Raw genomic sequence first — 22954 nt, 5'->3', positions numbered from 1 at the left:
TGAGGCTCGTCTTTATTGTTTAAAACTCCATTACGAATACCTATTACATCCAGCGGCCTCAAATTGCTCAACTGAGTTTTATGGCGTTGGCGATTGAGCAAATATCAAACGATTTCAAATAACCTGAAATATTCAATAGATGCCTATGCATTGAGATTTAGTCAACGATGCAGCGCGAAAATCTCGATTCACCGGAGCGCGGGTAAATAGCAGTATTAACCCGTAACAAGGCCGCCACTAAAGGTCAATAATAATAGCGCCCACGGGAGCCGTAGAAATGAGTAACGACAATAGTTTGATGAGTGCACTGGCGCCGGAGTCTGCATCAGGCGCCAGTGCGAATGTTCAAGGCCGACAACTGACTTATGGTGAAAAAAAGGCCATTGTCGCCGCAACGCTCGGCACCATCGTCGAATATACCGATTGGGTGATATACGCCACGTTTTCTTCCATTCTTGCCCGCCAGTTTTTCCCGGCTGGGGATGGCCTTACCAGCTTGCTGTCGGTGTTGGCGATCTTTGCCGTCGGTTTCATCATGCGGCCTATCGGTGGTGCGGTTCTCGGCCAGATAGCCGACCGCTACGGCCGCAAGAAAGGCTTGACGCTTTCTATCCTGCTGATGTCGCTGGCCTCGCTGGTCATCGGGCTTTGCCCCAACTACGACAGCATCGGAATTGCCGCTCCGATCATTCTGGTCTTTGCGCGCCTGGTCCAGGGGTTTTCCGCTGGCGGTGAGTTCGGCTCCGCTTCGGCGTTTTTGATCGAGTCGGCACCTGCACACCGGCGCGCATTCGCCGGCTCCTGGCAATGGTTTGCGATCAATGCCGGGACCATGGTCTCGTTCCTCCTGGGCTTTGGCCTGGCATCACTGGGCAATGACGATGCGTTGAACGACTGGGGTTGGCGCGTTGCGTTTATCATTGCCGCCCTGATGGGACTGATCGTGCTGTGGATCCGCCTGTCGGTGCGCGAGACTGAAATCTTCAGGGCACGCGCCGCGACCAACGTCAAGAAACGACCTCTGCGTGAGCTGTTATTCAGCCACAGGAAAGATGCGATGCGGGTGATCGGCATCGCCATGGCCGGCAACTTGCTGAATTATGTATGGATGGTGAGCTATCCCTCGCAGGTACATTTGATCACCGGAATGTCGATCCGCGAAACATTGCTGGCAGGCGTGATCTCGGTAGGGGTATCGCTGGTGCTGATGCCTTTTGCCGGCAGACTTGCCGACCGTGTCGGTCGCCGGCCGGTGCTGATTGCATTCGCCGTCGCATCAATGCTGTGGGCCTGGCCAAGTTTCGGTCTGTTGCATGCAGGCATCAGCTTGACGGAAGTGACCATCCTGCAGACCATTTCCATGGTCATCATGACAGGGTTCGGCGCAGCCTCTGCAGTCACCATGGCGGAACAATTTCCGGCTGAAGTTCGCGTGACCGGTATCGCTTTGCCGTACGCATTGTCCGTGACGCTGTTTGGTGGAACCGCGCCATATCTCATGGCCGCGATGGCCGGGTGGGGCTACGGGCACCTGTTCTGGATCTACCTGGCCGTGATCAGTGCCATCAGTGCGGTCGTCTATCTGCGCATGCCAGAAACCAAAGGCCTGCCACTGCGCTGATTATTTTGGGCTGGTGAGTTTTACCGGTCCTGGAATGGTTTACACCTGTTTCACTTAACGCCCGATGCGCTGCATTGGGCGTTTTGCATTTTGCGGTGCGTGCCAGCGTAACCAAGTAAGATCCATAGGGCGGAACTCAAATGCGGTTATTTGTCTTTGGACCTCAAAACTATGGAAGGAAAGGGGACTCAAGTGCGATCGTCGTACCATTTGATACACTAGTCTGATGAGCAGATCAATTAACTCAACTAAATAGATGTTTAGTTTAATTATAATTACTGGCTTTATTTCTAAACACTGGCAGGTGGCTTGCCCCATGGCTCAGAACAGACGCGACAACCAAACTCCCAAGGCTCAAGACGTGGTCGCTGCGCTCGACCTCCAGCCCCACATGGAAGGTGGATTCTATCGCAGAACCTTCCAGACAGATCATTGCACAGTCGAGACTGCTGGCGGTCATCGGTATTTGATGAGCTCCATTTATTATCTGCTGACCCGCGATTCGCCGATCGGCTACTTTCACCTGAACCGGTCCGACATCGTGCATTACTACCATCTGGGCGATGCGATTCAGTACAGCCTGATTTATCCGGACGGCACATTGAAAACTGTCGTGATGGGCAACGATATTCTCGCAGGAGAATGTTTACAGCTGCACGTGCCTGGAGGAATCTGGAAAGCTTCGCAGCTGCTGGATGGGTTCGCGGGATACGGATTGATTAGTGAGGCGGTTTCACCAGGGTTTGATTATGCGGATATGGAGATGGGGATTCGGGAGAAGCTTGGCCAGCGGTTTCCGGAGCATTCGATGTTGATTGAGAAGCTGGCACGTGAATGAGTGGTTGGTGGTCAAGTTGTCGAGGGTTGGTGGTTATGTCGTTGAGGGTTATGTCGTTGAGGGTTGAGGGTTGAGGGTTGAGGGGAATCATCTCCTCAAAATGTGCGTGCAACTCGGCTGATCCCCGAATACGGCATTACGTATAATGTATATTATGTTAAATCAAGTATGTAGAAACGTAACTCAACCTATGTCACCAATGCCTTGCGTCTTGGTCCGTACGTTGATGCCGATACTCCCACTAGCGCGGCACTCAAAATCGCAATACTCAGACAGTAGGAATTGTCCCGCCATCGATTACGTACTCGACACCTGTCAGGGCGCTTGCCTTGGCTGAAACTAAAAAGCTGATAAGGTCAGCAACCTCCTGCGGTTGGTTGGGACGACCGAGGGGAATTCCCCCCAGGGAGTCCATTACAGACTGCCTGGCTGTCTCTTCGTCAATCTCGCCTGACTGCGCAATTCGCTTGACCAAACCAACAGCAGCCTCCGTTTCCACCCATCCTGGAGACACCCGCACTACCCGTACACCCTGCGGGCTGAGTTCTTTGGATAACGCCTTGCTGTAATTTGAAAGCGCCGCTTTTGCGGCCGCGTACGCTGTGGTTGCCTCGCAAAGCGGCAACTGGCTTTGGATCGAAGTGACATGAACGATCACCCCGGAACGTTGCGCAACCATGAGGGGCGCCAACGCGCGGTCTATTCGAACCGAGGGGTAGAAATTCAGGTCGAACGCAGCGCTCCAATGTTCCTCCGTCAAAGCCTGGAATCCGCCGCCTGGGGCCGAGGAGCCACCCAATACATGGACGATGATATCGATGCCGCCCCATCTCCGTTGCACTTCGCCGGCAACGGCTTGGCAACCGTGCAGCGTGGTTAAGTCCGCGGCGAAGAAATGTTCGTCTGAAAGCCATTCAGGAGGATGCCTGGAAGTCGCAAGAACGTCGGCGCCCTGCCCCTGCAACGTTTGAACGACCGCCTTCCCTATCCCCTGTGTGCCTCCAGTCACAAGAGCGCGGCAACCTTCCAGCCCATTATCGGCACTCATCAACCAATCTCCAGGGCATTTATCTTTCCATCATTAACACTGAAGGTATATGTCACTACCGCAGGGCTGCCGGGAAAATTACCGGAGAGCCGCACGCTGATCACCGACTTCGCCTCGTCCTCCTGACTGTCCAAGGGTTCGGCAGTGTATTGGTACTTCGCTTTCGCAGCCGCTCTCCATGCGGCGATGGCATCAATACCCATGATGGTTTCCCCCTCATCCAGGACAGTCGCATCATGCGTAAATACCGCCTTTAAGGTGCCGATGTCGGTGCCGGTCTCACTTGTAAAATATGCTTCAATGGCTGGGTGCCGAGTGATACTCATCGGGTTACTCTCCTGATGGACAAGTGTTACTCATGATCAGCGCCTCGGCCAAACTCGACAAGAACGCACGAAAAAGTAAGTAACTATGATGAGCCACAACAAGATCTATACGCCTGATTCAGCGGCCAAAGATGTCAATGCCGTACTTGCACTGCTGCGTGGCAGATGGAAACTGGTCATTCTGTTTCACCTTTTCGATGGCAAAATTCAACGCTTTTCAGATCTTGAACGCGTTGTCAGTGGCATTTCTCAAAAAATGCTGGCTCAACAACTGCGGGGGCTGGAACAGGATGGGCTGGTGATACGTACCGTCTACGACGAAAAACCGCCTCGAGTAGATTATCGCCTGACGGAATGGGGACAAAAGCTTTGTCCAGTGCTTGATGGAATGTTGAAGTGGGCTGATTCAGCTAATTGATCAACCAAAATGCTTGTAACCGACGTAAGCGGCCAGCCATCACACCCTGCTGACCGGTTCCCAGGTCTCGGCGCCTATACGGGCTCAACGGTAGACTTTGCATCCTCTTCCTCCTCACCAGACACACCCTCAATTTCGAAGCGAGTTTCGATGCCCGGACAGGCGGTGTTCACTTCATCAAGCATGGCATTCACCAAGTGCAGCGCATCAGCTATGGTGGACTCCAGCATGTGATGCGTCGGCAGCGGAATCCTGTGGAAACGATTCAGCGGATTCAGGCAGTGAGTGAAATCACTGTCTCTCGGGGCTTCTAAGCAGCTGGCGTGACGGGCACCATGATGCTTTACTGAGCACTGCTTTGAGCGAGGCCGATGATCTCGGCAGTCGCTGAAATATATAAATACATACTCTACGGCGCTAATGCAGAGATCCTGTAGCTCGTACCCAAAGCAATGAAAGTTGTGTTTTTTCTGTTTATTGGATGTTCCACGCATTAGTCAGGCTAAAGCGTATGATTGGAAACCAACGCTCTTTACCAGGAAGGTAAGCTCTGGTTTCCGCTTAACAGACTATCTTTTACTGTATGGGGTACACTACCCATGTTCGAGACTGACAATAACGCTCCCTGTACGTTCGAGCCCGTTTGCGGCAAGCCTTCTGGAACTCAAAGTATCGAGCGCGCAGCCAATATCCTGCGCGAGATTGCCTCCTATAACGACCAAGGACTTCGCCTCTCCGATCTCTCTACCATCCTGAAACTCGAACGTCCGACTATCCATCGAATACTCTCGTGCCTGGTGCGTGAGGGGTTGGTTATGCAGGATCCGGTAACACGGCATTATATGCTTGGTCACGGGCTTTTCGAGCTCGGCCTGACTGCCGCTACACAATTCAAGCTCAAGGCCTTGTGCCGCCCTTCAATGGCCCGCCTGGCAGAGGCCACTGGCGAGATGGCCTTCCTCACCATCAGAAGCAATCGCGATGCAATCTCCATCGAGCGCGTCGAAGGCACGCGGCCGGTAAACGCACCCGTCATCGAAATCGGGGTTCACCGGCCACTGGGGGTAGGTGCTGGAAGCCTGGCGCTAATGATGCTCCTGCCGGACGATGAAATCTCCCGCCTCTGCGATTTGAATGCAAAGCGCCTCATCAAATACGGCGGCCTCTCTACACCGAAACTGTTGAAGATCATTCGCCAATCGCAAGATATCGGCTACGCGGTACATGACGGCAACCTGATCCCTGGCTTCAGCGGAGTGGGTACAGTGATCAACGATCACAAAGGCGCTCCACTGTGCGCCCTCAGCGTCACTTTGGTCTGCGACTCGATCTCGACAGCGAAACACCAAGAGATCATCTCACTGCTCCGGCAGGAATCTCGGACAATCCAGAATCTGATCTACCAATCAGGTGGTTTGATGAATTAGGTTCTTCCCGATAGACAAAAAGGCCAGCTTCCCCAAGCTGGCCTTTTTCATGCACGACTTTCAGAGGCTACTGCGCGAACCCCGGCGGCACTGTATCCCAGAGGCACTGTTCACCTTCCAATGCAGAGGCGGCACGGAAGATGTCTTTCTCCTGGTTCACCTTTGCGACTATCTGCAGACCGACAGGCAGGCCTGCCGCCGTGAAGCCCACCGGAACCGACGCCGCCGGCTGACCTGTCACGTTGAATGGATAGGTGTAGTACTGCCAAGTGCAAAGACTTCGACCACCGAACTGCGGGGGAACGTCCACCCCGACATCACAAGCCGCAATAGGTACGGTCGGCGATAGCAGCAAATCAAAAGACTCGAACAGCGCGCTCACCTTTTCACGAAAGGCGTAACGTGCAAAGACGTTCTCGTAATAAGAAGAGAAGGATTGGCCTCCGGCCGCCTCAAGTACTTCGCAAAGTGCAGGATCCAGCAGATCTCGCGAATCACGCATGGCCCCGCTCAATCGGGTGCTGATGCCGGCGTAGAACTCGGACAACCAGATATTGGCGGGATCAATACTAATCCCCTCCTCCAACTGGATGACTTCACAACCCAACTTTTCCAGGATCCTCACCGCGTTTTCAGTGATCCGGAGGATCTCGGAATCAGGTTTCGCAAAGCCTAACGTCGGGCTCCAGGCTACACGCATTCCTTTAACGGGAAGCTCGCAGGCTGCTAGATAATCTGGGACATCGCTGCTCACCGAGAACGGATCACGCCGATCAAAGCCGGAGAGCACCCCTAACAGCAATGCGCTGTCACGCACTGTCCTGGCCAGTGGGCCCACATGGGCCAAGGTCGGCGTCGCCGATGTTGGAAAGACCGGAACCCGGGCAAACTGAGCCTTGATACCGACCAAACCCGTGAACGACGCAGGTGTGCGAATCGAACCGCCGCCATCTGTGCCCAGAGCGAAGGGTGTCACACCGGCCGCTACACTGGCAGCGGCCCCGCAACTTGAGCCTCCCGGGGTCTTGCCCAGGTTCCACGGATTGCGAGTGATTCCCGTCATGGGTGAATCGCCGACCGCCTTGCAGCCGAATTCGCTGGTGGTGGTCGTCCCGATGATGCAGGCACCTGCGGCCTTGATCCGCTCCACGGAAGGGGCATCCGAGGCGGCGATATTTTCAGCCATGACACGCGACCCAAAAGTCTGCCGCACACCGCCAACCGAGATAAGATCTTTGACCGAAATGGGGAGGCCATGCAGCGCGCCGAGCTTTTCCCCCGCCATCACGGTTTTCTCGGCAGCCCGTGCGGCGCTCAAGGCAAGTTCGGGAGTTTGGGTCACAAATGCGTTCAACTGTGGTTCTAGTGACTGCATCCTATCGATGGCCGCCGTCACCACCTCAACGGGCGAAATCTCTTTGCTCGTGATAGCGTTACGCAAGTCCAGAGCCGAGCGGAATGGGTAAGAAGTCATACTTTGATGCGCCTTTTTCAGAGTCAAATCATTCCCAGAGCTCGATCCAGCACCGGTTGCGCTTTCGCGATGCACGCCTCAAACCGTTCCCTGATTTTGTTGTGATCGAGCTCCTTGCCAATGATCACCAGACGAGTTTCGGCTACCCCTCCAGGCCAGGCATCGGCGTAGCTCAATGGACTGAACACGTTTTGGACGCCTTGGAGCACCACTAGCCGCCCTACTCCGCTGAACCTGATCAATCCCTTGATGCGGTAGAGATTCGGCCCGTACTCCTCCGTCAACTGAAGGAGGCAGCTCATCAGTTCCTGGTAATCGACCTCGCGCGAGTCGCGCAGGCTTATGGCCGACACATCGGTATGGTGATGGCCTTTGTGAGGGTGGCAAGAATGGCAATCTGCCCCGTGATGCTCGCACCCCTCCGGCTCCTTACCCCCGAGCCAGCCACTCAGGTCGGCGTTCTTGGTCGCCGGATCAAAGAACGACCCACGAAGCAACTGGTCTATGTCGATCTCACTGAAGGAGGTGAACTCCTTTGGCGCGAAGGGGTTTAGTTTTGAAACTGCGGCGAGGGCCTGGCCGAATTCATCATCGCTCACCAGGTCGCGCTTATTCAACACCACCTTGTCTGCCAGAGCGATTTGTCGCTCGGCCTCAGGACAGTCTCTCAGCTGCAGGCTAATGTGCTTGGCGTCTACAAGCGTAACGATTGCATCCAGCCGGTAGGTCAGGCTCAGTGACATGTCGGTGTAGAACGCCTGCGCCAAGGGCGCCGGGTTCGCGAGCCCCGTCGTTTCAATCACGATCCGGTCGAAATCGATCTTCGGCTCGAGCAGTCCGGATTTGCGCATGTACAACTTATACAGCGACTCGATTAAGTCGTCCTTGCTCGAACAGCAGATACATCCATTGCTCAGTTCGAGCATGTCATCCGAAGCACGGCTGATCAGATCGCCATCAATTCCGATCTCGCCGAACTCGTTGACGATGACCGCCACCCGCTCCTTATTGGGGTTAGACAGGATTCGGTTAACCAACGTCGTTTTGCCGGCGCCCAAAAACCCAGTGAGAAGAGTTATCGGGATTCGCTGATCCTGATCGATCGAATCATTCATATCATCACCTGACTTGATATAGGGCGATGAAGCTCATCGCCCTGATACTGGAAAGTTCAGTTACTCGTCGAGAACAGCCCAGGCGCGCACAGGGGAGCCGCTGCCATTCTTGATCTTCAGCGGGGGGCCATAGAACATGAATTCCCCTTTGCCAACCAATTCTTCAAGGTTCACCAGCCACTCGTAGTGGGTGATCCCCCTGTCTCGGCAAACACGGTGGCTGGGGAAAAGGTTATGGGAAGGCTTGTCGGTGGACGGCCCTTCCACGCCGTGTAACTTCGAGCCGCGGTCGGCCAGCCAGTGGGTCGCCTCGGCGGTCAGGCCAGGGTTCGACCAGACAACCTTGATGTCGGGGTAGTGCCGTTTGTGCAACCCAGTATTCAGCAGCACGATATGCCCGTCGACCTTCACACCCGTGGCATCCTCGGCTGCCTCCAGATCGGCAACATCGATGTCGCCCAGATCGGGGACGTGGGTCATGTCAAAGCAGACGGCCTTGCCCATAAACATGGACAGGGGCATCTCATCAACCGGAGCTCCGTTTGGACTGGTGTGGTAAAACGCATCGACGTGAGTCGCAATATGATCGAGTGTGCTGATGAAGGTGGTCGCGAACGTCATCGGATCACCTGGCACGCCCAGACCGAGTTCGAGAGATTTTTCGTGAGTGAGGTGAGGCGCTACGATTGGCCGCTGGAAAAGTTTGTGCGCCGGCATGTTATCAGAGAGCGTCAGGGTTAGATCGACAATGCGCTGAGTCATATGGCCTACTTTTTATTCGAGTTGATAGATTCGGCAGATTTACAATTTCTCTTTTCCTGAACAAAGCCACCACATTGCCTGAGCAATTTGTTTTAACCCAAAACTTCCAACTCAACGCTAAAACTTGGCCACATTGAATTGATTGGGCTGGCGCTTTTCCAGTGGGGAAACCTTAACGCTCGTACCTCTGCCCTACAACCACCGACCCTTACAAACAAGTCCACATCGTGGAACGCTTTTCATAACTGCTTCGCCAACGTGCACCGTTACCAATCCACGCTCACTCAAAAGGGCTTGCCAGAGCCATCCTTAAAAAACAGGCTATCTCTTTTCAGCACTACAAGGCCTGAAAAAGTGGTTTTTAATCACTTAAATGAACGATGCCATGCGCCCCGGACCGGAGCGTCCATCATGTGGAATCCTTTGTTGGGCACGCTATTGCAATGCTCCATGCCATCGATAAAGCTTGATTCAGCTCCAAAAAACTCCAGCAACCATGGAACGCATCCAGGTCGATCTGAAACGTTTTAGATCGAATATTACAAAGCTAATACATATGGCTTACTTATCGATCCGCGACGATAAGTAGGCCCCTTGATTTCACAAGAGACATAAACATGACGTGAAATAGCGATGCCGGTGAAGTTCTAAATCCAGCCATACATGCCTTCCGCAGGAGATAACCATGGAACATGCATATCTACAAGATGGTGCCCCGGTCGTGTCCGTTGACCAGGTTGGTGACACGATTTGCAATCCGATTCTCGAAAACCCACAGTTTCGTGCTTTGGTAAAACAGCGACGAATATTTTCGTGGAGCATGACGGCTCTTATGCTGGCGGTGTATTTCGGTTTTATTCTATCACTGGCATTTATACCTGCCAGCTTAGGCACACCTATCACCGTAGGGCAGCCGATGACTTGGGGTGTGCCTATTGGCTTCGGAATGCTCGCTTTCACGATTCTTATCGTGGCTGTCTATGTATGGCGCACGAACACCTGCTACGACCCTAAAATAAAAACAATCATCAGGAGCTTCAACAAATGAAGCGTCTAATTATTGCAATCTCGGCCATCCTTGGTTCAGTCGCGGTATACGCAGCCGACGTCCCTTCCGCAGCACACAAGCACAACCCCATTGCCATCGGCATGTTTTTAGCATTCGTTATTTTCACTTTGTTTGTCACGCGATGGGCGGCACGTAAAAACAATAGCGTTGCGGATCACTATGCTGCAGGAGGAAAAATCACCGGTTTCCAGAATGGTTGGGCCATCGCCGGCGACTATATGTCAGCGGCGTCTTTACTGGGCATTTCCGCGTTGGTTTTTACCAGTGGTTTTGATGGACTGATCTACTCCATCGGCTTCCTTGCAAGCTGGCCAATTATTTTGTTTCTGATTGCGGAGCCATTGCGAAACCTGGGGCGCTACACCTTGGCGGACGTACTGTCATATCGGTTGAAACAACGACCTATACGAGCATTTTCGGCCTCCAGTTCTATTGTGATCGTGTTGCTTTATCTGGTTTCCCAACTGGTAGGCGCTGGAAAACTGGTTGAATTGCTATTCGGCTTCGATTACACCGCGGCGGTGCTTCTCGTGGGTACGCTGATGGTTATCTATGTTTTCTTTGGTGGGATGCTAGCAACCACCTGGATTCAGATTATCAAGGCGGTGTTACTGCTCACCGGCTGCGTCTTCATGGCCTTTATGGTGTTGTCCCAGTTCGGATTCAGCTTGAATCAACTGTTCACTCAAGCTACCGAAGTGCATCCATCCCATATCGCAATCATGAGCCCAGGAGGCTTGATTACAGATCCGGTGTCTGCCATTTCATTAGGATTGGCACTTGTCTTCGGCACGGCAGGTCTCCCACATATTCTCATGCGGTTCTTCACCGTCGGTAACGTCAAAGCGGCGCGCCAAAGTATTCTGTATGCCACTGGTCTGGTCGGCATAGGCTATGCGCTGATCGTTATCATCGGCTTCGGCACCATTGCCCTGGTTGCCAGCAACCCTGCCTATCACGATGCATCAGGTGGGATTTTGGGCGGCGTTAACATGGTTGCAATTCACCTCGCGCAGAACGTTGGCGGTAACGTCTTCCTGGGTTTTATGTGCGCGGTATCGTTCTCGACGATACTGGCGGTAGTGGCTGGGCTAACCCTGGCAGGTTCTTCTGCGGTTTCTCATGACCTCTATGCTCATGCGTTATGCCGCGGTACAGCCAGCGATCGTGATGAAATGCGCGTATCGCGTGTAACAACCATTGTTATGGGGCTGCTATCGATACTTTTAGCGATTGCATTTGAGAAGCAAAATATTGCGTTTATTGTAAGCCTCACCTTCTCCATCGCGGCAAGTTCCAATTTTCCAGTTCTGTTGTTGTCTATCTACTGGAAAGGTTTGACGACGCGCGGTGCCGTGATTGGGGGATCGCTGGGCCTTGTATCTGCAATCACTCTATGCGTACTCAGTCCAACGGTATGGGTCAAGATACTCCATCATCAACAAGCTTGGTTCCCGTACGAATATCCAGCGCTGTTCTCTATGGTCGTCGCATTTGTCGGTATCTTTGTGTTCTCCATTACCGATTGCTCCGCCAGTGCCGTGCGCGAACGCAGCCTTTTCGATAATCAATTAGTCGATTCTGAGTTGGGTGCGCCAGCAACCTGGAAGGCGCAGTTGAAAGGCGAGTAACAAATTGTTTTGATGGTTTTCCTGTGCGTCTCAAGGCGTTGTCATACGTACGTCTATGGAAGGCCTGAAGTACCTACCGATTTTTTGATACTGCAACCATTGGGTGTTAAAAAATCGGTGACCTGCCAAAAAACCAGACTTCGGCTCTCATTAATTCATTGTGCCTCCTTGAGCAATACCTTTCTCCGCGCATTTCGCGCATCACAGACGCGCGAACTGTTGCATGACCGTACCGCGAGCCCATGCTGAGCTACGTTCAGGATCGGCAATTGCTCATCACCAACGTTCAGACCCCTAGCTTGTATGAGTATCGATCACGCTCGTTGCGCATATATGGAGTGATCACGACTCTGCGGCTGGAAAATCAGTTTTGGGACATCCTGTTGCACTCGGTACTTGGCTCGTACGGCCTAATCCACGCTCACGCTTGTTGGCAAATTCATCATTCTTCTAAAAGAAACCCGACTTGGGTGGAGTCGGGTTTCTAGTCTCTAGCTCTCGGTTTGTGCCGGTGTCGCTCTACTTGAGAGTTCCTAACTTTTGTCCCAGCGTGCGCTTGATGCTGACGTCGATGTGATATCTGGGCAACACCGCAGCCGTCAGTGCATTTTCGTCCCAGAGTCTGCATGCTTCCTCTGTGCTCCACTTCCCGCCTTTTCTCAGCGCATGGGCGCTCATGACGGTTTCAATCAGCTGTTGCTCGAACCATTCGCGGACGACTTGCTCAATCGCCCCACCTGAGCCACCGGCGCCGGGAACATTGGAGTACCGTTGCTCCCAACGTTCAACCATATCTGTGACGACCCGAAAGTCGGCATTTACCTTAATGAGATTGCTGTCGAAGATGTAGTTTGCAGCGCGATCGTCCATCTCCTCCTTGGCTCGTGAGCCATCTTCAATGCTCACCCATGCCACTTGAGGTTCCGTATTCTGGTCGATGAACTCTGCCTGTGTGCCCTCTTCAGCCGTGAAGAGCGCGTAGAGATCACCCTGTCGACCTCCCTTGCTACCTGACGAGCCAGATCCTGTGCCTGCTTGGTCTCCTTTTTGCTGTGGCTCCCCGCCGGCATTGCTGTTGACATGAATGATCGTGTGCGCACCTTTAGGATTGGGGCGGTATCGACCAAACCTAAACAGCTCCTGGATTGTTTTCAATCTCTCGCGAATTGCAGCGCGGTGGTCACTGCTCTTCGCTTTGTGGCCGATCTGATCCTGGAAGGCAGCCAGCTCCTGAGGCATGTTTTCTCTGAACTCCGCTGCGTACGCGGCCCAATCCAGTTGTTCGCCACCAATGAGGAGCGCCGTACGAGCGGTGTTAGCGGTAACGGCGAATGTATTGTCTGGTTTGACATAAATCACGACGCGCTCACAACCAAAGATCACGCCGAACGATTGAAGGCGAGCGTACCCGGCATTGCTCATTACAACCTCGTACAACTCATCCTGATACAACGCCGAAACATGACCTGGTGGTGTGTAATGCCCGCTGTTGAGATCCACACCATCTCTTAGGATGTACCAAAAAAACGTTGCGTCGGTACGGGGCAATTTCATGTTGCCGCGAGCCTGGCTGTTGGCCTCTAACCAAGGAGCCATCCCAGTCACGGTACGCAGGAAACGATGTTGATCACGGGGAGGGTTTTCCCAGCCCTCAATGGCAGACACCACTACGCCTTCGGGAAATTTGAAGAACCGCGCATTTAGGTAGCGCAGAATCCACTTGCGGGGCATTCGGCCGTTTTCAGGTGGTTCGATAGTGTTATGAGCGGAATGCTTTCCAAGCAATATCACCATGGTTCCATGCTTTTTGATGATGTCGGGCTTGGGTTTGTTCGTGATATGTGACCAGAACTCGCCACTGGGGTAGCGTTTCAAGCCATACTGGCCATTAGCATCTCTGTGCAAATGAATCATGTAGCCATGCCCATCGACCCAACTCATGTAGATCAAGCCTTCGGGGTTTGCAGGGGCAGCGGATATCTTGGCCCCTACACCAAAATTACCCGAGGTCGATTGCTTGCTAATGGAAGAGCTTAAATGGTTGATGTACTTGACCATCTCCTCCCCGGTCATGCCGACCCCGGTGTCGATGATGCAAAGCTTCTGCTCGCCCGTCAGGGCTTCTAGATTTTCCTCGACAGTCCACCTGATCACACCCACGCCTCCGCCACGCAGACACGTTACCATTGCCGACTTAGACGCAATGGAGACCACACGTGAGAAAGCCACCTATGAAAATCATGATCGAAGAATGGGATGGTGATGGTGCGATTCGAATTCCCGATGAGGCTTTGCAGGAACTCGAACTGGATGTCGGCGACGCTGTGTATCTGATAGAGGAATTTGTTGGCAGCACTCGATGCCTTGTCCTATCCAAAACACCTCAAATTGCGGATCGAATAGACGAGCTCACTGAAGCCTGGGATAGCGAACAGCACGGTAGCGCCGAGGACAAATGAGGAAAAAATAAAACGTTCGTGGAACCAGCACATCATGCTTCTAGCGCCCTCTCCTACTCGACCTCTATCGCCTCAGCCCAAGTCCACAGCGCCAGGAAACGCAACGACGTCCTTCTGCATTCAACCAGGCCGCGAAATCCCATGCTGACGCAATTTGCGATAAAGCGTATTACGACTGATCCCCAGGCGCGCCGCAACACGGGCAATATGCCAATGTTCCGCCTCAATCAACGTCAGCAGCGTCTGCCGTTCGGACACTCCAAGCGGATTTTCGGCTGGCGCGGCTGGCGCTGCCGGCAGCAACTCCGCCAAATCATCCAGCGTGACACGCCCCTCCAACGCCAACGCTACCAGTGTGCGCAGACACGTACGCAGTTGCCGGACATTGCCCGGCCAGGGATGGGTCAACAAGCGTTCTCTAACTCCAGCATCCAGCCGAATCCTTGCACCTTTTGTCTCTTCGCGCAGTAGAAGGTCGAGCAAACGGCCTTTGTCTGAACGCTCACGCAGCGGCGGGAGTTGCACGGCGAACCCGGCAATGCGGTAAAACAGATCTTCGCGAAAGCGCCCTTCGGCCACACAGGCTTGCAGATTCTGGTGGCTGGCACTGATAAGGCGTACGTCGAGCGGACGCGCTGTCGCGCCGCCTAGTGGCACCACCTGGCGTTCCTCCAGCACACGCAGCAGGCGAGTCTGTAACGCCAGTGGCATATCGGCGATCTCATCGAGAAACAGAATGCCGCCATGGGCCTGCTCCAGCTTACCGACCATCCCGTCCTTGCGTGCGCCGGTGAAGCTGCCGCCGCGATAGCCGAACAGCTCGCTCTCGATCAGCGTTTCTGGAATGGCCGCGCAATTGATCGCCACAAACGGCTGGCTCGCTCTGGAGCTGGCACGATGCAGCGCCGCAGAAAAAGCTTCTTTGCCGGTACCGGTTTCGCCTTGTAGAAACACCGGAACGTCACGCTCCAACACACGCAATGCGCGAGCAAAGCCCCGTTGCAGGCGCGGGTCCTCCAGGCACACGTGGACGTCGTTGATTTTGGGGATTGCAGGCGTGACTAAAGGCGTCTGGCGTAAGGGTTCGCGCAACTGGCCGTAGAGCAGGCGTCCGTCCACCAGCCGCATTGGCCAACAGACGCTCGGCTGAGCGCTGGCCTGACTCATCACCTGATCGATAGGCGTTTCCAGCAGCATCGTCAGGGATTGCCCAACCACCTGGTCACGGCTGAGGCCCAGCAGATCCAGCGCAGTCTGATTGACTGAACAGATTCGGGCACTTTCGTCGAAACTGAGCAGGCCTTCACCTAGCAGCCCAACGAAGCCGGCCTCTGGGTGGAAGCGCAGCAAGTACCGCTGCGGATCATGCCCCAGGAAATAACAGCTCTCGATCAAATTGGCGGTCAGGCTGGTCAACGCCATGGCCTTGAAGTGTTGCTGAAGACTCTGTTCCTCCCGCACAGAGGACAGGTTGAGCACGGCAAGCAACTCACCGTTCGCAGCAAATATCGGACTGGCCGAACACGTCAAGCCGACATGCTTGCCGCGGAAATGTTCATCACGACGGATGGTTACGTGCTGTCGCTCGACCAGGCAGGTGCCGACACCGTTGGTACCCTCGCAATCCTCGCTCCATACCGAACCGAGCCACAGTCCGGAACGCTGGAACTCGGCTCGTTCGGATTCGTTGAACACACTGTCAATCGCCACGCCGCGCGCATCGGTGAGTAGCACCACGTGGCCATCACGCCCGAGTTGCTGGTGCAAACTGCTCATCTGCCAGTGCGCCACGGAGATGATGTGTTCCAGTGGCGCGCGGTGATCCTGTAACCGTGGGTGCTCAACTACATTAGGCGCGCGGCGGCTGGCGGGATCCAGCTGATGCTGATCCAGGCATCGACGCCAGGACCGCGTGATAGCCAGGTCCGTGGTATGGCCGTGACTGGCGGCAGTGCCCTGCACGGCTTGTAGCACTTGTTGTGCATGGGCGTTGATCAAGGCCGGCTTCATCGTTCTTGTTCTCCGTTACGGTCAGGACACGGGGCTGTTTGCAGCTTATATGAAAAGATCGCAACGAGCGCTTTTTGTACCGAGTGACACTCTGTCATCCGCCATTCCCGGAATCGTGACATGGATCCGTGTCGAAACCTGAGCAGTGCTGCGGCAGCCGCTCTGCAACAGGGCTTTCATGAAGATGGCCCGGGCTTTGCTCCAGGGCAAGTTGTTACAAAAACAACAAGAATGGAGAAGCCCTATGAACATCGCTATCGAAACACCTCTGCAAACGCCAACCGATCAGCTAGCGGCTTGGGTCGAAAACCTCAACGCGTGTCTCGCCCAACGTGATCTGGACGGTGCACTCGAACTATTTGCCGATGAGTGTTACTGGCGCGACCTGCTACTTTTCAGCTGGAACCTGGTGACCCTGGAAGGCAAGCCTGCCATCCGGGACATGCTTGAAACACGCCTGGACCAGACGCGTCCTGAGCAGTGGAAAGTGGAAGGTGAGGCAACGCTGAATAACGGTGTGCTCGAAGGTTGGATCAGCCTGGAAACCGAAGCGGCGCGAGGTAAAGGCTACGTGCGCCTGAAGGAAGGCCTGTGCTGGACGCTGCTGACGACCATGCGCGAGCTCAAAGGCTTTGAAGAACCCAGCGGCCGCCGTCGCCCAATGGGTGCCCATCATGGTCACGCCCACGCCGACAAACGCAACTGGCTGGAACGCCGCCGTGACGAAGAAGCTTCGCTAGGCATCACCACCCAACCTTACTGCCTGATCGTGGGCGGCGGCCAGGGTGGGCTGGGGCTCGCTGCGCGGCTCAAGCGAATGGGTGTGCCAACCCTGATCGTCGACAAGGCCGAGCGTCCTGGCGATCAGTGGCGCGGTCGCTACAAGTCGCTGTGCCTGCACGACCCTGTCTGGTACGACCATATGCCTTACCTGCCCTTCCCCGATCACTGGCCAGTCTTCACCCCTAAAGACCAGATTGGCGACTGGCTGGAAATGTACACCAAAGTCATGGAGCTCAATTATTGGCCGCGTACAGAATGCGTGAGCGCCAGCTTTGACGAGCAAAGTGGCACCTGGCAAGTTGAAGTGCAGCGCGATGGCGAGCGTGTGACTTTACGGCCGACCCAGTTGATCCTCGCCACCGGCATGTCTGGCGTACCCAATGTGCCTGGTTATCCGGGTGCCGAGGTCTTCAATGGCCAGCAGCATCATTCCAGTCGCCATCCCGGCGGAGACGCCTGGAGCGGCAAGCGCGCGGTGGTCATCGGTGCCAACAATTCGGCTCACGATATCTGCGCCGACCTGGTGGAGAACGGCGCCGAGGTGACCATGGTGCAACGCTCGAGCACCCACATCGTGCGTTCCGACAGTTTAATGGATCTGGTCTTCGGCGGGCTCTACTCAGAAGACGCCCTGGAGACGGGTTTGACCACGGACAAGGCCGACATGCTGTTCGCCTCGATCCCCTACAAGGTAATGCCAAGCTTTCATCAACCCATCTTTGACGCGATCAAGGAGCGTGACAAGGACTTCTACGGGCGCTTGGCCGAGGCCGGCTTCATGCTCGATTTCGGTGACGACGACTCTGGCCTTTTCATGAAGTACGTGCGCCGTGGCTCTGGTTACTACATCGATGTCGGTGCCTCGGAACTGATCGCTAATGGCACGATCAAGCTCAAGAGCGCGCCTGGCCTGGGTGTCGAACGCATCGAAGCAGATGCCGTCGTACTCAACGATGGCAGCCGACTACCGGCAGACCTGATCGTCTACGCCACGGGCTATGGCTCAATGAATGGTTGGGCGGCGAAGCTGATTTCCCAGGAAGTAGCTGACAAGGTCGGCCGCTGCTGGGGCTTGGGCTCTGGAACCACGAATGATCCTGGCCCCTACGAGGGCGAACTGCGGAACATGTGGAAGCCAACACAGCAGGAAAACCTCTGGTTCCATGGTGGCAACCTGCATCAGTCGCGGCATTATTCGCTGTATCTGGCGCTGCAGTTAAAGGCGCGCTTCGAAGGCATTGACACATCCGTCTACGGCCTTGCCGAGAGTCACCACACGGGCTGAGTCAAATGGCGCCCAGCCGTGGTTGGGCGCCTTCGCCTACGGGGCTTCGAAGCACCCTATAGATCTCGGAAACCACCTGCATCGTTGCGTCTTCGATCGTTCCTTCATTACGGCATAAAACCCAGCCGTGATCTGCAATCGCTCGCTCGAACGCCTTGGTACAAGCGTCATGCGCTTCCAGGTTATGGATGACTGTACTGCCCAACCCACGAGACCGTGCCGCTGCCCTCGCCCATGAAATATCAGGGGCGGTGACAACCCCGACATGCAGGTCTGGCACTTGCACATTTCGATCAATGTTCAACTGTAGAATCTCTGCAAACGGGACTATCCGGCGAAACGCGGCATCAGACGGATACCAGCGATCGATCAAGATGATGCTGCCCGGTGGCTGTTTAGCCAGCACGTGCTCTGAAATCCAGGTACGGCTATCAGCAAAGCGCTCACAAACCTCCAACTCCAGATCCCGGGTGGGATTTCTGACGAGTTTGTTGACGAGGGCCATTGTTTCACCCCTGTAGGGATCGCTTTTACTCTCGCTAAGCCGGATCACCTTCTTGTTGTCTGCCCTCAGTACTTTCGTGACGGCCTCCAACAGTGTGGTTTTGCCGGCTCCCTTGGGCCCATCCAGAGAAACAAACAGCGGGCGATTCATTCTTCAAAAAACGATTGGTACACGGTTTCTCCAAGACTCGAATCGTGCAATAGCATCTTGCTTCCTTATCTATTTAATATCGCTGGAACCGCTTGGCGACTACGCGATCCGAGTGGTGGGCTCTTCTGAATAGCCATGGGTGAACATTCTAACCTGAAGGCACGTCCTCCCAGCGATTGGTGGACGAGACACGCCATCCCAGATCCCCCGTTCTCCATCGGCAGCCGTGAAGTCGTGCGTATAATGCGTTCCCTTTCAATTGCTTAAGCTGTCCAATGAAAAAACTGCTTTCCGTAGTAGCACTGGCCTTCTCGGTCATCACCCCCGCCTTCTCAAGCCCTCCATCGACCTTTTCCGAAGCCAAGGTCATCGCAAAGCAAAAGATCTACCTCGACCAGGCGAACAGTGCCTTTGGCGAGTTGTATTGTGGCTGCAAGTGGACGTGGGTAGGCAAGTCGGGTGGCCGGATTGACGCTGAGTCTTGCGGCTATCAAACCAGGAAACAACAGAACCGTGCTGAACGGACTGAGTGGGAACACATCGTTCCTGCCTGGACATTCGGAAATCAACGTCAATGCTGGCAGAACGGTGGTCGAGAGCACTGCGTAGACGATGATCCGGTTTTTCGAGCAATGGAGGCAGACCTGTTCAACCTCTACCCATCCGTTGGCGAGGTGAACGGCGACCGTAGCAATTTCAACTACGGTATGGCTTCCGGCGTGGCGCCGCAGTATGGGCAGTGCAAGACGCGAGTCGATTTCGATCAACGAGCGGCGGAACCGCGTGACGAGGTCAAGGGGCTGGTCGCCAGGACAACCTTTTACATGTTCGACCGATACAATCTGAACATGTCTCGCCAGCAGCAACAACTCCTGATGGCCTGGGACAAACAGCACCCCGTTTCGGCTTGGGAGAAAGAGCGTGACAGGCGCATTGCGGCAATCATGGGGTATTCCAACCCGTTCGTAACCGGTGACCGTCGATGGACCCAAGGATACAAGGCGGTTGGCGATGGAGTGGTTAGCGCCATTCCTGTGAAGACCCCGCCAGCAGCAGCCCAGCCGTCCCTGGCGAGCACAACCAGAGCAGGTGCGATCATTGGCAACCGGAAAAGCCAGATCTATCACCTGTCAATGGGGTGCCCAGGTTATGGTCAGGTGTCGGCGAAAAACCAGATAACCTTTGATTCTGAATCTGGAGCCCAGGCGGCGGGATATCGGAAAGCGGGCAACTGTAAGTAGCATCTTTCTAGCTCTGTCCGTAGGTCGATTCAATACCGGCGAGATGTGCACCTTCCTCCGCTGGTGGTGTTTTAGGCTCATCACTGGGTAGAAAAAATCTTCCTCCTGGCAGGGCTGCTCGACGATTCTTTTGATCTGGCCGCTTGGCTGTGCGCGCCTGGCTGTCGAAGTCTTTCAGGCCAACCACTTTGGGTTCTACGTTGCCCTGGAGCACGAAAATTGGAAGGTTTGCGTGAACCATAGCGTCGTATCGGCTGCTTCCGGAGAACCAAAGCATGCTCCGAGGGTGAGGTGCTACCTGCTTGGGATGGTCAAGCACATCGTCATCACTCAGATTGGATAGGGCTCGTAAGTCCATCCATTCGGGCGTTTGCTCAATGGCAACACCTTCACGCTGGGCGCGACCTTGGGCCTCGGCAAGCAAGTACTCGCGGACCGCCCCTACCCCAACTTTCTCCTTCCCGGAAGTGTGCCCGGCCCATGTAAACGTAATCTGTCTCGGGGTGGCGTCGAAGACTTGAATGCACCGTTTGAGTTGATTCAGGGAAAAATCTTTACCCAGGGCGCGGCGCATGATGTGCGATCGCCGACTTATAGAGACATTTTGGGCGACTCGCTCGGCTTCAATGGCAGCCTGGAGGGCTGCTTTGCAGCGGTTGACCGCCCTGCCCTGTTCAAGGACAGAACTGCTAAGAATGAAGAATCCCGGCAACCGCATGACCGTTCCTGGTGCTTGGCCAATATCACGCTCGAACTCACTGAACGCTGCCCGACTGGCATTCACTGCCGCAAGGCCAGTCAGGTGTTCGACAGGAATATACGATGGAGTTTTCTGGGTATTCAAGAGTGGCAGCTGCCAAGCATGTCCGGCGCAAACCAGGGATGGCCACGTAGCGTCAAAAATGGCGAGAGAACTCAATAATTCCTGATAGGCGGCTTTGACGGAATCGGACATTGGGCAACCTTCGAAATAATACCACCCCTTTATGCAGGGTAGCTTATAGCGTCCACCTTACCTCATAACCCTGCCCCGCCGCTCTGGCGCTACGCGCCGTGATCAACAAAACATACGACGGGAATCGAAACACGGGGCTCAGAGTGCAGGGGTGGTATTATCTACTTCCCAGAGGATATCTTCCTCTCACCTCCACATAGCCGGCAGCCGCAGCTTGGCTTGCGCCAAACGCCCTCGCCGGAACACCGCGACCCACCCTATAATCGGTCTATAGTCACTCTATAATTAGCCATAAAAATCACATTCCTGCTTTAAAACCCCGACTATAATTGGTCTATAATCACTCTATAATCCACTATAGACCTGAATTAGAGGCCTCAAATGACTGAAACCCTCTTTCACCGTCCAGCTTTGGCTACCCGGCTTTCGAAGTTGATCATGCAGGTCGCCGTGGGCAGTTCGGCAAGTTCTGGTGTCTTCCTGGCAGCGCCACGACGCACCGGCAAATCCACTTTCGCCCGTGAAGACCTGCGGCCCGCCCTGGAAGCAGCAGGGGCAATTGTGCTGTATGCCGACTTGTGGAAGGACCTGACGAAAGACCCCGGTCTGGTCATCGTAGAGGCCGTTCGCGAAGCGGTTGGGCGTAACGACGGGTTTATCACACGGCTGGCAAAGTCATCCGGCATGGACAAGGTCACTGTCGGCGGCATGAATTTCAGCCTGGATAAAATCGGCCTCGGCAAAGACATCGATCTCACCACTGCGCTTGTGGCGCTCTCCGATGAGTCGCAGAAGATCATCGTCCTGATGATCGATGAAGCGCAGCATGCAATAACAACGAGCGAAGGTGTGGCGGCTCTGTTCGCCCTCAAGGCGGCAAGGGACGAACTCAACAGTTCGAAGCATCATGGCCTTCGCATCGTCTGCACGGGATCGAACAGGGATAAGCTGGCCATGCTGCGCAACAGCAAGGATCAGGCATTCTTTGGCGCTTCCATGGTGCAGTTCCCCACCCTGGATCAAGACTTCATCGATTGGTTATGTGCCAACCTTGATCTGCCCTGCGCGCTCGATCCAACAGAGGTGTTCCAGCTATTCAAGGAAAGTGGCTACCGCCCTGAACTGCTCGGCGCGGCGGCTGACGAAATCCGCTTTGACTTCACCATTGACCCTGCAACCATACCGGCACGGTTTACCGAGCTGGTTCGAGCGCAAGCTGATGAGTTGTACGCGAACCTGAAGAAGGTGATCCATAGCCTCACCCCTATCCAGTCTGCCGTTATTCGCGTCATGAGCGTGAAGGGCGATAACTACGCGCCATTCGAGGCTCCGACCATGGCGCTGTACGCCAAAGCGCTGGCACAGGCGGGGATTGCAGCAAGCGAAATAAAGGTTGAAGTACCGGGTGTCCAGCAAGCACTCATTGCCTTACAGGAGAAGAAGTTGGTCTGGAAGGCTTCCCGAGGTGTGTATGCAGTCGATGAACATGTGATTGTCGATCTGCTTCGCGCCGATGGCCTGCTGGGAGGGTTGTCCTGATTGTAGGAGCGAGCTTGCTCGCGATGGTCGTCAACGATAACGCTATCAACCTGACACCCCGCGGCGCTTTCAGGTTTTTCGCGAGCAAGCTCGCTCCTACAGTTGATCGTCAAGTGTGCCGATGGCAGTGCTCATTGCCCAAACAAGCGTCAAAATAACGTTACTTTCTAAAAAACCCTCAGATCCGCTCATCAGTTAGATCGGTTTGTTGACGATTCTCCGATGTGCGGTCACAACTTTTACGCTCCCCCAGGTCCTAACACCGTGCTCGTCGATGGAATATTGGCATTTACGCGGT

General features: G+C 54.6%; 20 protein-coding genes and 2 pseudogenes. 12 read left to right on the top strand and 10 right to left on the bottom strand.

What is annotated here, in order from left to right; all coding sequences use genetic code 11:
• The first annotated feature begins 277 nt into the window (after window positions 1-277).
• Both F8N96_RS29470 and F8N96_RS29465 read left to right on the top strand, forming a co-directional pair.
• Window positions 278-1621, top strand: coding sequence for an MFS transporter (locus F8N96_RS29470; protein ID WP_150800780.1), 1344 nt, complete (start codon window positions 278-280; stop codon window positions 1619-1621).
• A 316-nt stretch (window positions 1622-1937) separates the two neighbouring features.
• Window positions 1938-2459, top strand: a complete 522-nt coding sequence (locus F8N96_RS29465; RefSeq protein WP_150800779.1) for a cupin domain-containing protein — start codon at window positions 1938-1940, stop codon at window positions 2457-2459.
• A gap of 268 nt (window positions 2460-2727) precedes the next feature.
• Here the strand turns inward: F8N96_RS29465 and F8N96_RS29460 are convergent, their stop codons facing one another.
• Both F8N96_RS29460 and F8N96_RS29455 read right to left on the bottom strand, forming a co-directional pair.
• On the bottom strand, window positions 2728-3507 hold the full coding sequence (locus F8N96_RS29460; protein WP_150800778.1) for an SDR family oxidoreductase: 780 nt from the start codon (window positions 3505-3507) through the stop codon (window positions 2728-2730).
• Window positions 3507-3833 (bottom strand): nuclear transport factor 2 family protein, encoded by a 327-nt coding sequence (locus tag F8N96_RS29455; protein ID WP_150800777.1) that lies wholly within the window; start codon window positions 3831-3833, stop codon window positions 3507-3509. The genes F8N96_RS29460 and F8N96_RS29455 overlap by 1 nt, the downstream gene beginning before the upstream one ends.
• A gap of 88 nt (window positions 3834-3921) precedes the next feature.
• Between F8N96_RS29455 and F8N96_RS29450 the strand changes: the two genes are divergently transcribed.
• On the top strand, window positions 3922-4251 hold the full coding sequence (locus F8N96_RS29450; protein WP_150800840.1) for a winged helix-turn-helix transcriptional regulator: 330 nt from the start codon (window positions 3922-3924) through the stop codon (window positions 4249-4251).
• 74 nt (window positions 4252-4325) lie between these two features.
• Here the strand turns inward: F8N96_RS29450 and F8N96_RS35145 are convergent, their stop codons facing one another.
• Window positions 4326-4481, bottom strand: a complete 156-nt coding sequence (locus F8N96_RS35145) for a hypothetical protein (RefSeq protein WP_191635390.1) — start codon at window positions 4479-4481, stop codon at window positions 4326-4328.
• A 369-nt stretch (window positions 4482-4850) separates the two neighbouring features.
• Here F8N96_RS35145 and F8N96_RS29445 point away from each other — a divergent pair, with 369 nt between their 5' ends.
• The gene (locus tag F8N96_RS29445) at window positions 4851-5678 is read left to right on the top strand and encodes an IclR family transcriptional regulator (RefSeq protein WP_150800776.1); all 828 of its coding nucleotides are present in this window, start codon (window positions 4851-4853) and stop codon (window positions 5676-5678) included.
• A 67-nt stretch (window positions 5679-5745) separates the two neighbouring features.
• On the opposite strand, the gene F8N96_RS29440 is transcribed toward F8N96_RS29445, so the two are convergent.
• The 3 genes from F8N96_RS29440 to F8N96_RS29430 are packed head-to-tail and all read right to left on the bottom strand — an operon-like array spanning window position 5746 to window position 9029.
• Window positions 5746-7179: an amidase gene (locus F8N96_RS29440; RefSeq protein WP_224794140.1), complete on the bottom strand. Its 1434-nt coding sequence runs from the start codon at window positions 7177-7179 to the stop codon at window positions 5746-5748.
• Complete coding sequence (locus F8N96_RS29435) at window positions 7176-8267, bottom strand: CobW family GTP-binding protein (RefSeq protein ID WP_150800775.1); 1092 nt, start codon at window positions 8265-8267, stop codon at window positions 7176-7178. Before F8N96_RS29435 ends, F8N96_RS29440 begins: the two co-directional genes overlap by 4 nt.
• 60 nt (window positions 8268-8327) lie before the next feature.
• Window positions 8328-9029, bottom strand: a complete 702-nt coding sequence (locus F8N96_RS29430) for a cyclase family protein (protein WP_064677827.1) — start codon at window positions 9027-9029, stop codon at window positions 8328-8330.
• A 685-nt stretch (window positions 9030-9714) separates the two neighbouring features.
• On the opposite strand from F8N96_RS29430, the gene F8N96_RS29425 reads away from it, so the two are divergent.
• From F8N96_RS29425 to F8N96_RS29415, 3 genes and pseudogenes are all read left to right on the top strand, one after another.
• Window positions 9715-10077, top strand: coding sequence for a DUF485 domain-containing protein (locus F8N96_RS29425; RefSeq protein WP_150800774.1), 363 nt, complete (start codon window positions 9715-9717; stop codon window positions 10075-10077).
• Window positions 10074-11729, top strand: coding sequence for a cation acetate symporter (locus tag F8N96_RS29420; protein ID WP_150800773.1), 1656 nt, complete (start codon window positions 10074-10076; stop codon window positions 11727-11729). The genes F8N96_RS29425 and F8N96_RS29420 overlap by 4 nt, the downstream gene beginning before the upstream one ends.
• Window positions 11730-11971: 242 nt before the next feature.
• A pseudogene (locus F8N96_RS29415) lies at window positions 11972-12112 on the top strand (ribbon-helix-helix domain-containing protein); the annotation flags it as partial.
• Between the two features lie 136 nt (window positions 12113-12248).
• Here the strand turns inward: F8N96_RS29415 and F8N96_RS29410 are convergent.
• Window positions 12249-13883, bottom strand: a complete 1635-nt coding sequence (locus F8N96_RS29410) for a hypothetical protein (protein ID WP_150800772.1) — start codon at window positions 13881-13883, stop codon at window positions 12249-12251.
• A gap of 77 nt (window positions 13884-13960) precedes the next feature.
• Here F8N96_RS29410 and F8N96_RS29405 point away from each other — a divergent pair, with 77 nt between their 5' ends.
• Complete coding sequence (locus tag F8N96_RS29405) at window positions 13961-14188, top strand: AbrB/MazE/SpoVT family DNA-binding domain-containing protein (RefSeq protein WP_224794139.1); 228 nt, start codon at window positions 13961-13963, stop codon at window positions 14186-14188.
• Window positions 14189-14308: 120 nt separating this feature from the next.
• On the opposite strand, the gene F8N96_RS29400 is transcribed toward F8N96_RS29405, so the two are convergent.
• On the bottom strand, window positions 14309-16198 hold the full coding sequence (locus F8N96_RS29400; RefSeq protein WP_150800770.1) for a sigma-54-dependent Fis family transcriptional regulator: 1890 nt from the start codon (window positions 16196-16198) through the stop codon (window positions 14309-14311).
• 244 nt (window positions 16199-16442) lie between these two features.
• Here F8N96_RS29400 and F8N96_RS29395 point away from each other — a divergent pair, with 244 nt between their 5' ends.
• Window positions 16443-18266 (top strand): NAD(P)/FAD-dependent oxidoreductase, encoded by a 1824-nt coding sequence (locus tag F8N96_RS29395; RefSeq protein ID WP_150800769.1) that lies wholly within the window; start codon window positions 16443-16445, stop codon window positions 18264-18266.
• A 1-nt stretch (window position 18267) separates the two neighbouring features.
• Here the strand turns inward: F8N96_RS29395 and F8N96_RS29390 are convergent, their stop codons facing one another.
• Window positions 18268-18921 (bottom strand): dTMP kinase, encoded by a 654-nt coding sequence (locus tag F8N96_RS29390; protein ID WP_150800768.1) that lies wholly within the window; start codon window positions 18919-18921, stop codon window positions 18268-18270.
• Between the two features lie 275 nt (window positions 18922-19196).
• Between F8N96_RS29390 and F8N96_RS29385 the strand changes: the two genes are divergently transcribed.
• Window positions 19197-20162, top strand: coding sequence for an endonuclease (locus F8N96_RS29385; RefSeq protein ID WP_150800767.1), 966 nt, complete (start codon window positions 19197-19199; stop codon window positions 20160-20162).
• Between the two features lie 7 nt (window positions 20163-20169).
• Here the strand turns inward: F8N96_RS29385 and F8N96_RS29380 are convergent, their stop codons facing one another.
• Window positions 20170-21117 (bottom strand): DNA replication terminus site-binding protein, encoded by a 948-nt coding sequence (locus tag F8N96_RS29380; protein ID WP_150800766.1) that lies wholly within the window; start codon window positions 21115-21117, stop codon window positions 20170-20172.
• Window positions 21118-21498: 381 nt separating this feature from the next.
• Between F8N96_RS29380 and F8N96_RS29375 the strand changes: the two genes are divergently transcribed.
• Both F8N96_RS29375 and F8N96_RS35545 read left to right on the top strand, forming a co-directional pair.
• On the top strand, window positions 21499-22656 hold the full coding sequence (locus tag F8N96_RS29375; RefSeq protein ID WP_150800765.1) for an ATP-binding protein: 1158 nt from the start codon (window positions 21499-21501) through the stop codon (window positions 22654-22656).
• Window positions 22657-22679: 23 nt separating this feature from the next.
• Window positions 22680-22760, top strand: a pseudogene (locus F8N96_RS35545) (outer membrane lipoprotein carrier protein LolA); the annotation flags it as partial.
• Window positions 22761-22954: the final 194 nt, after the last annotated feature.

The organism is Pseudomonas fluorescens (genome assembly GCF_902497855.1).
GTDB lineage: Bacteria > Pseudomonadota > Gammaproteobacteria > Pseudomonadales > Pseudomonadaceae > Aquipseudomonas > Aquipseudomonas fluorescens_BI.
The sequence above is the reverse complement of the archived record's forward strand: the minus strand, read 5'-3'. Positions and strand labels throughout refer to the sequence as shown.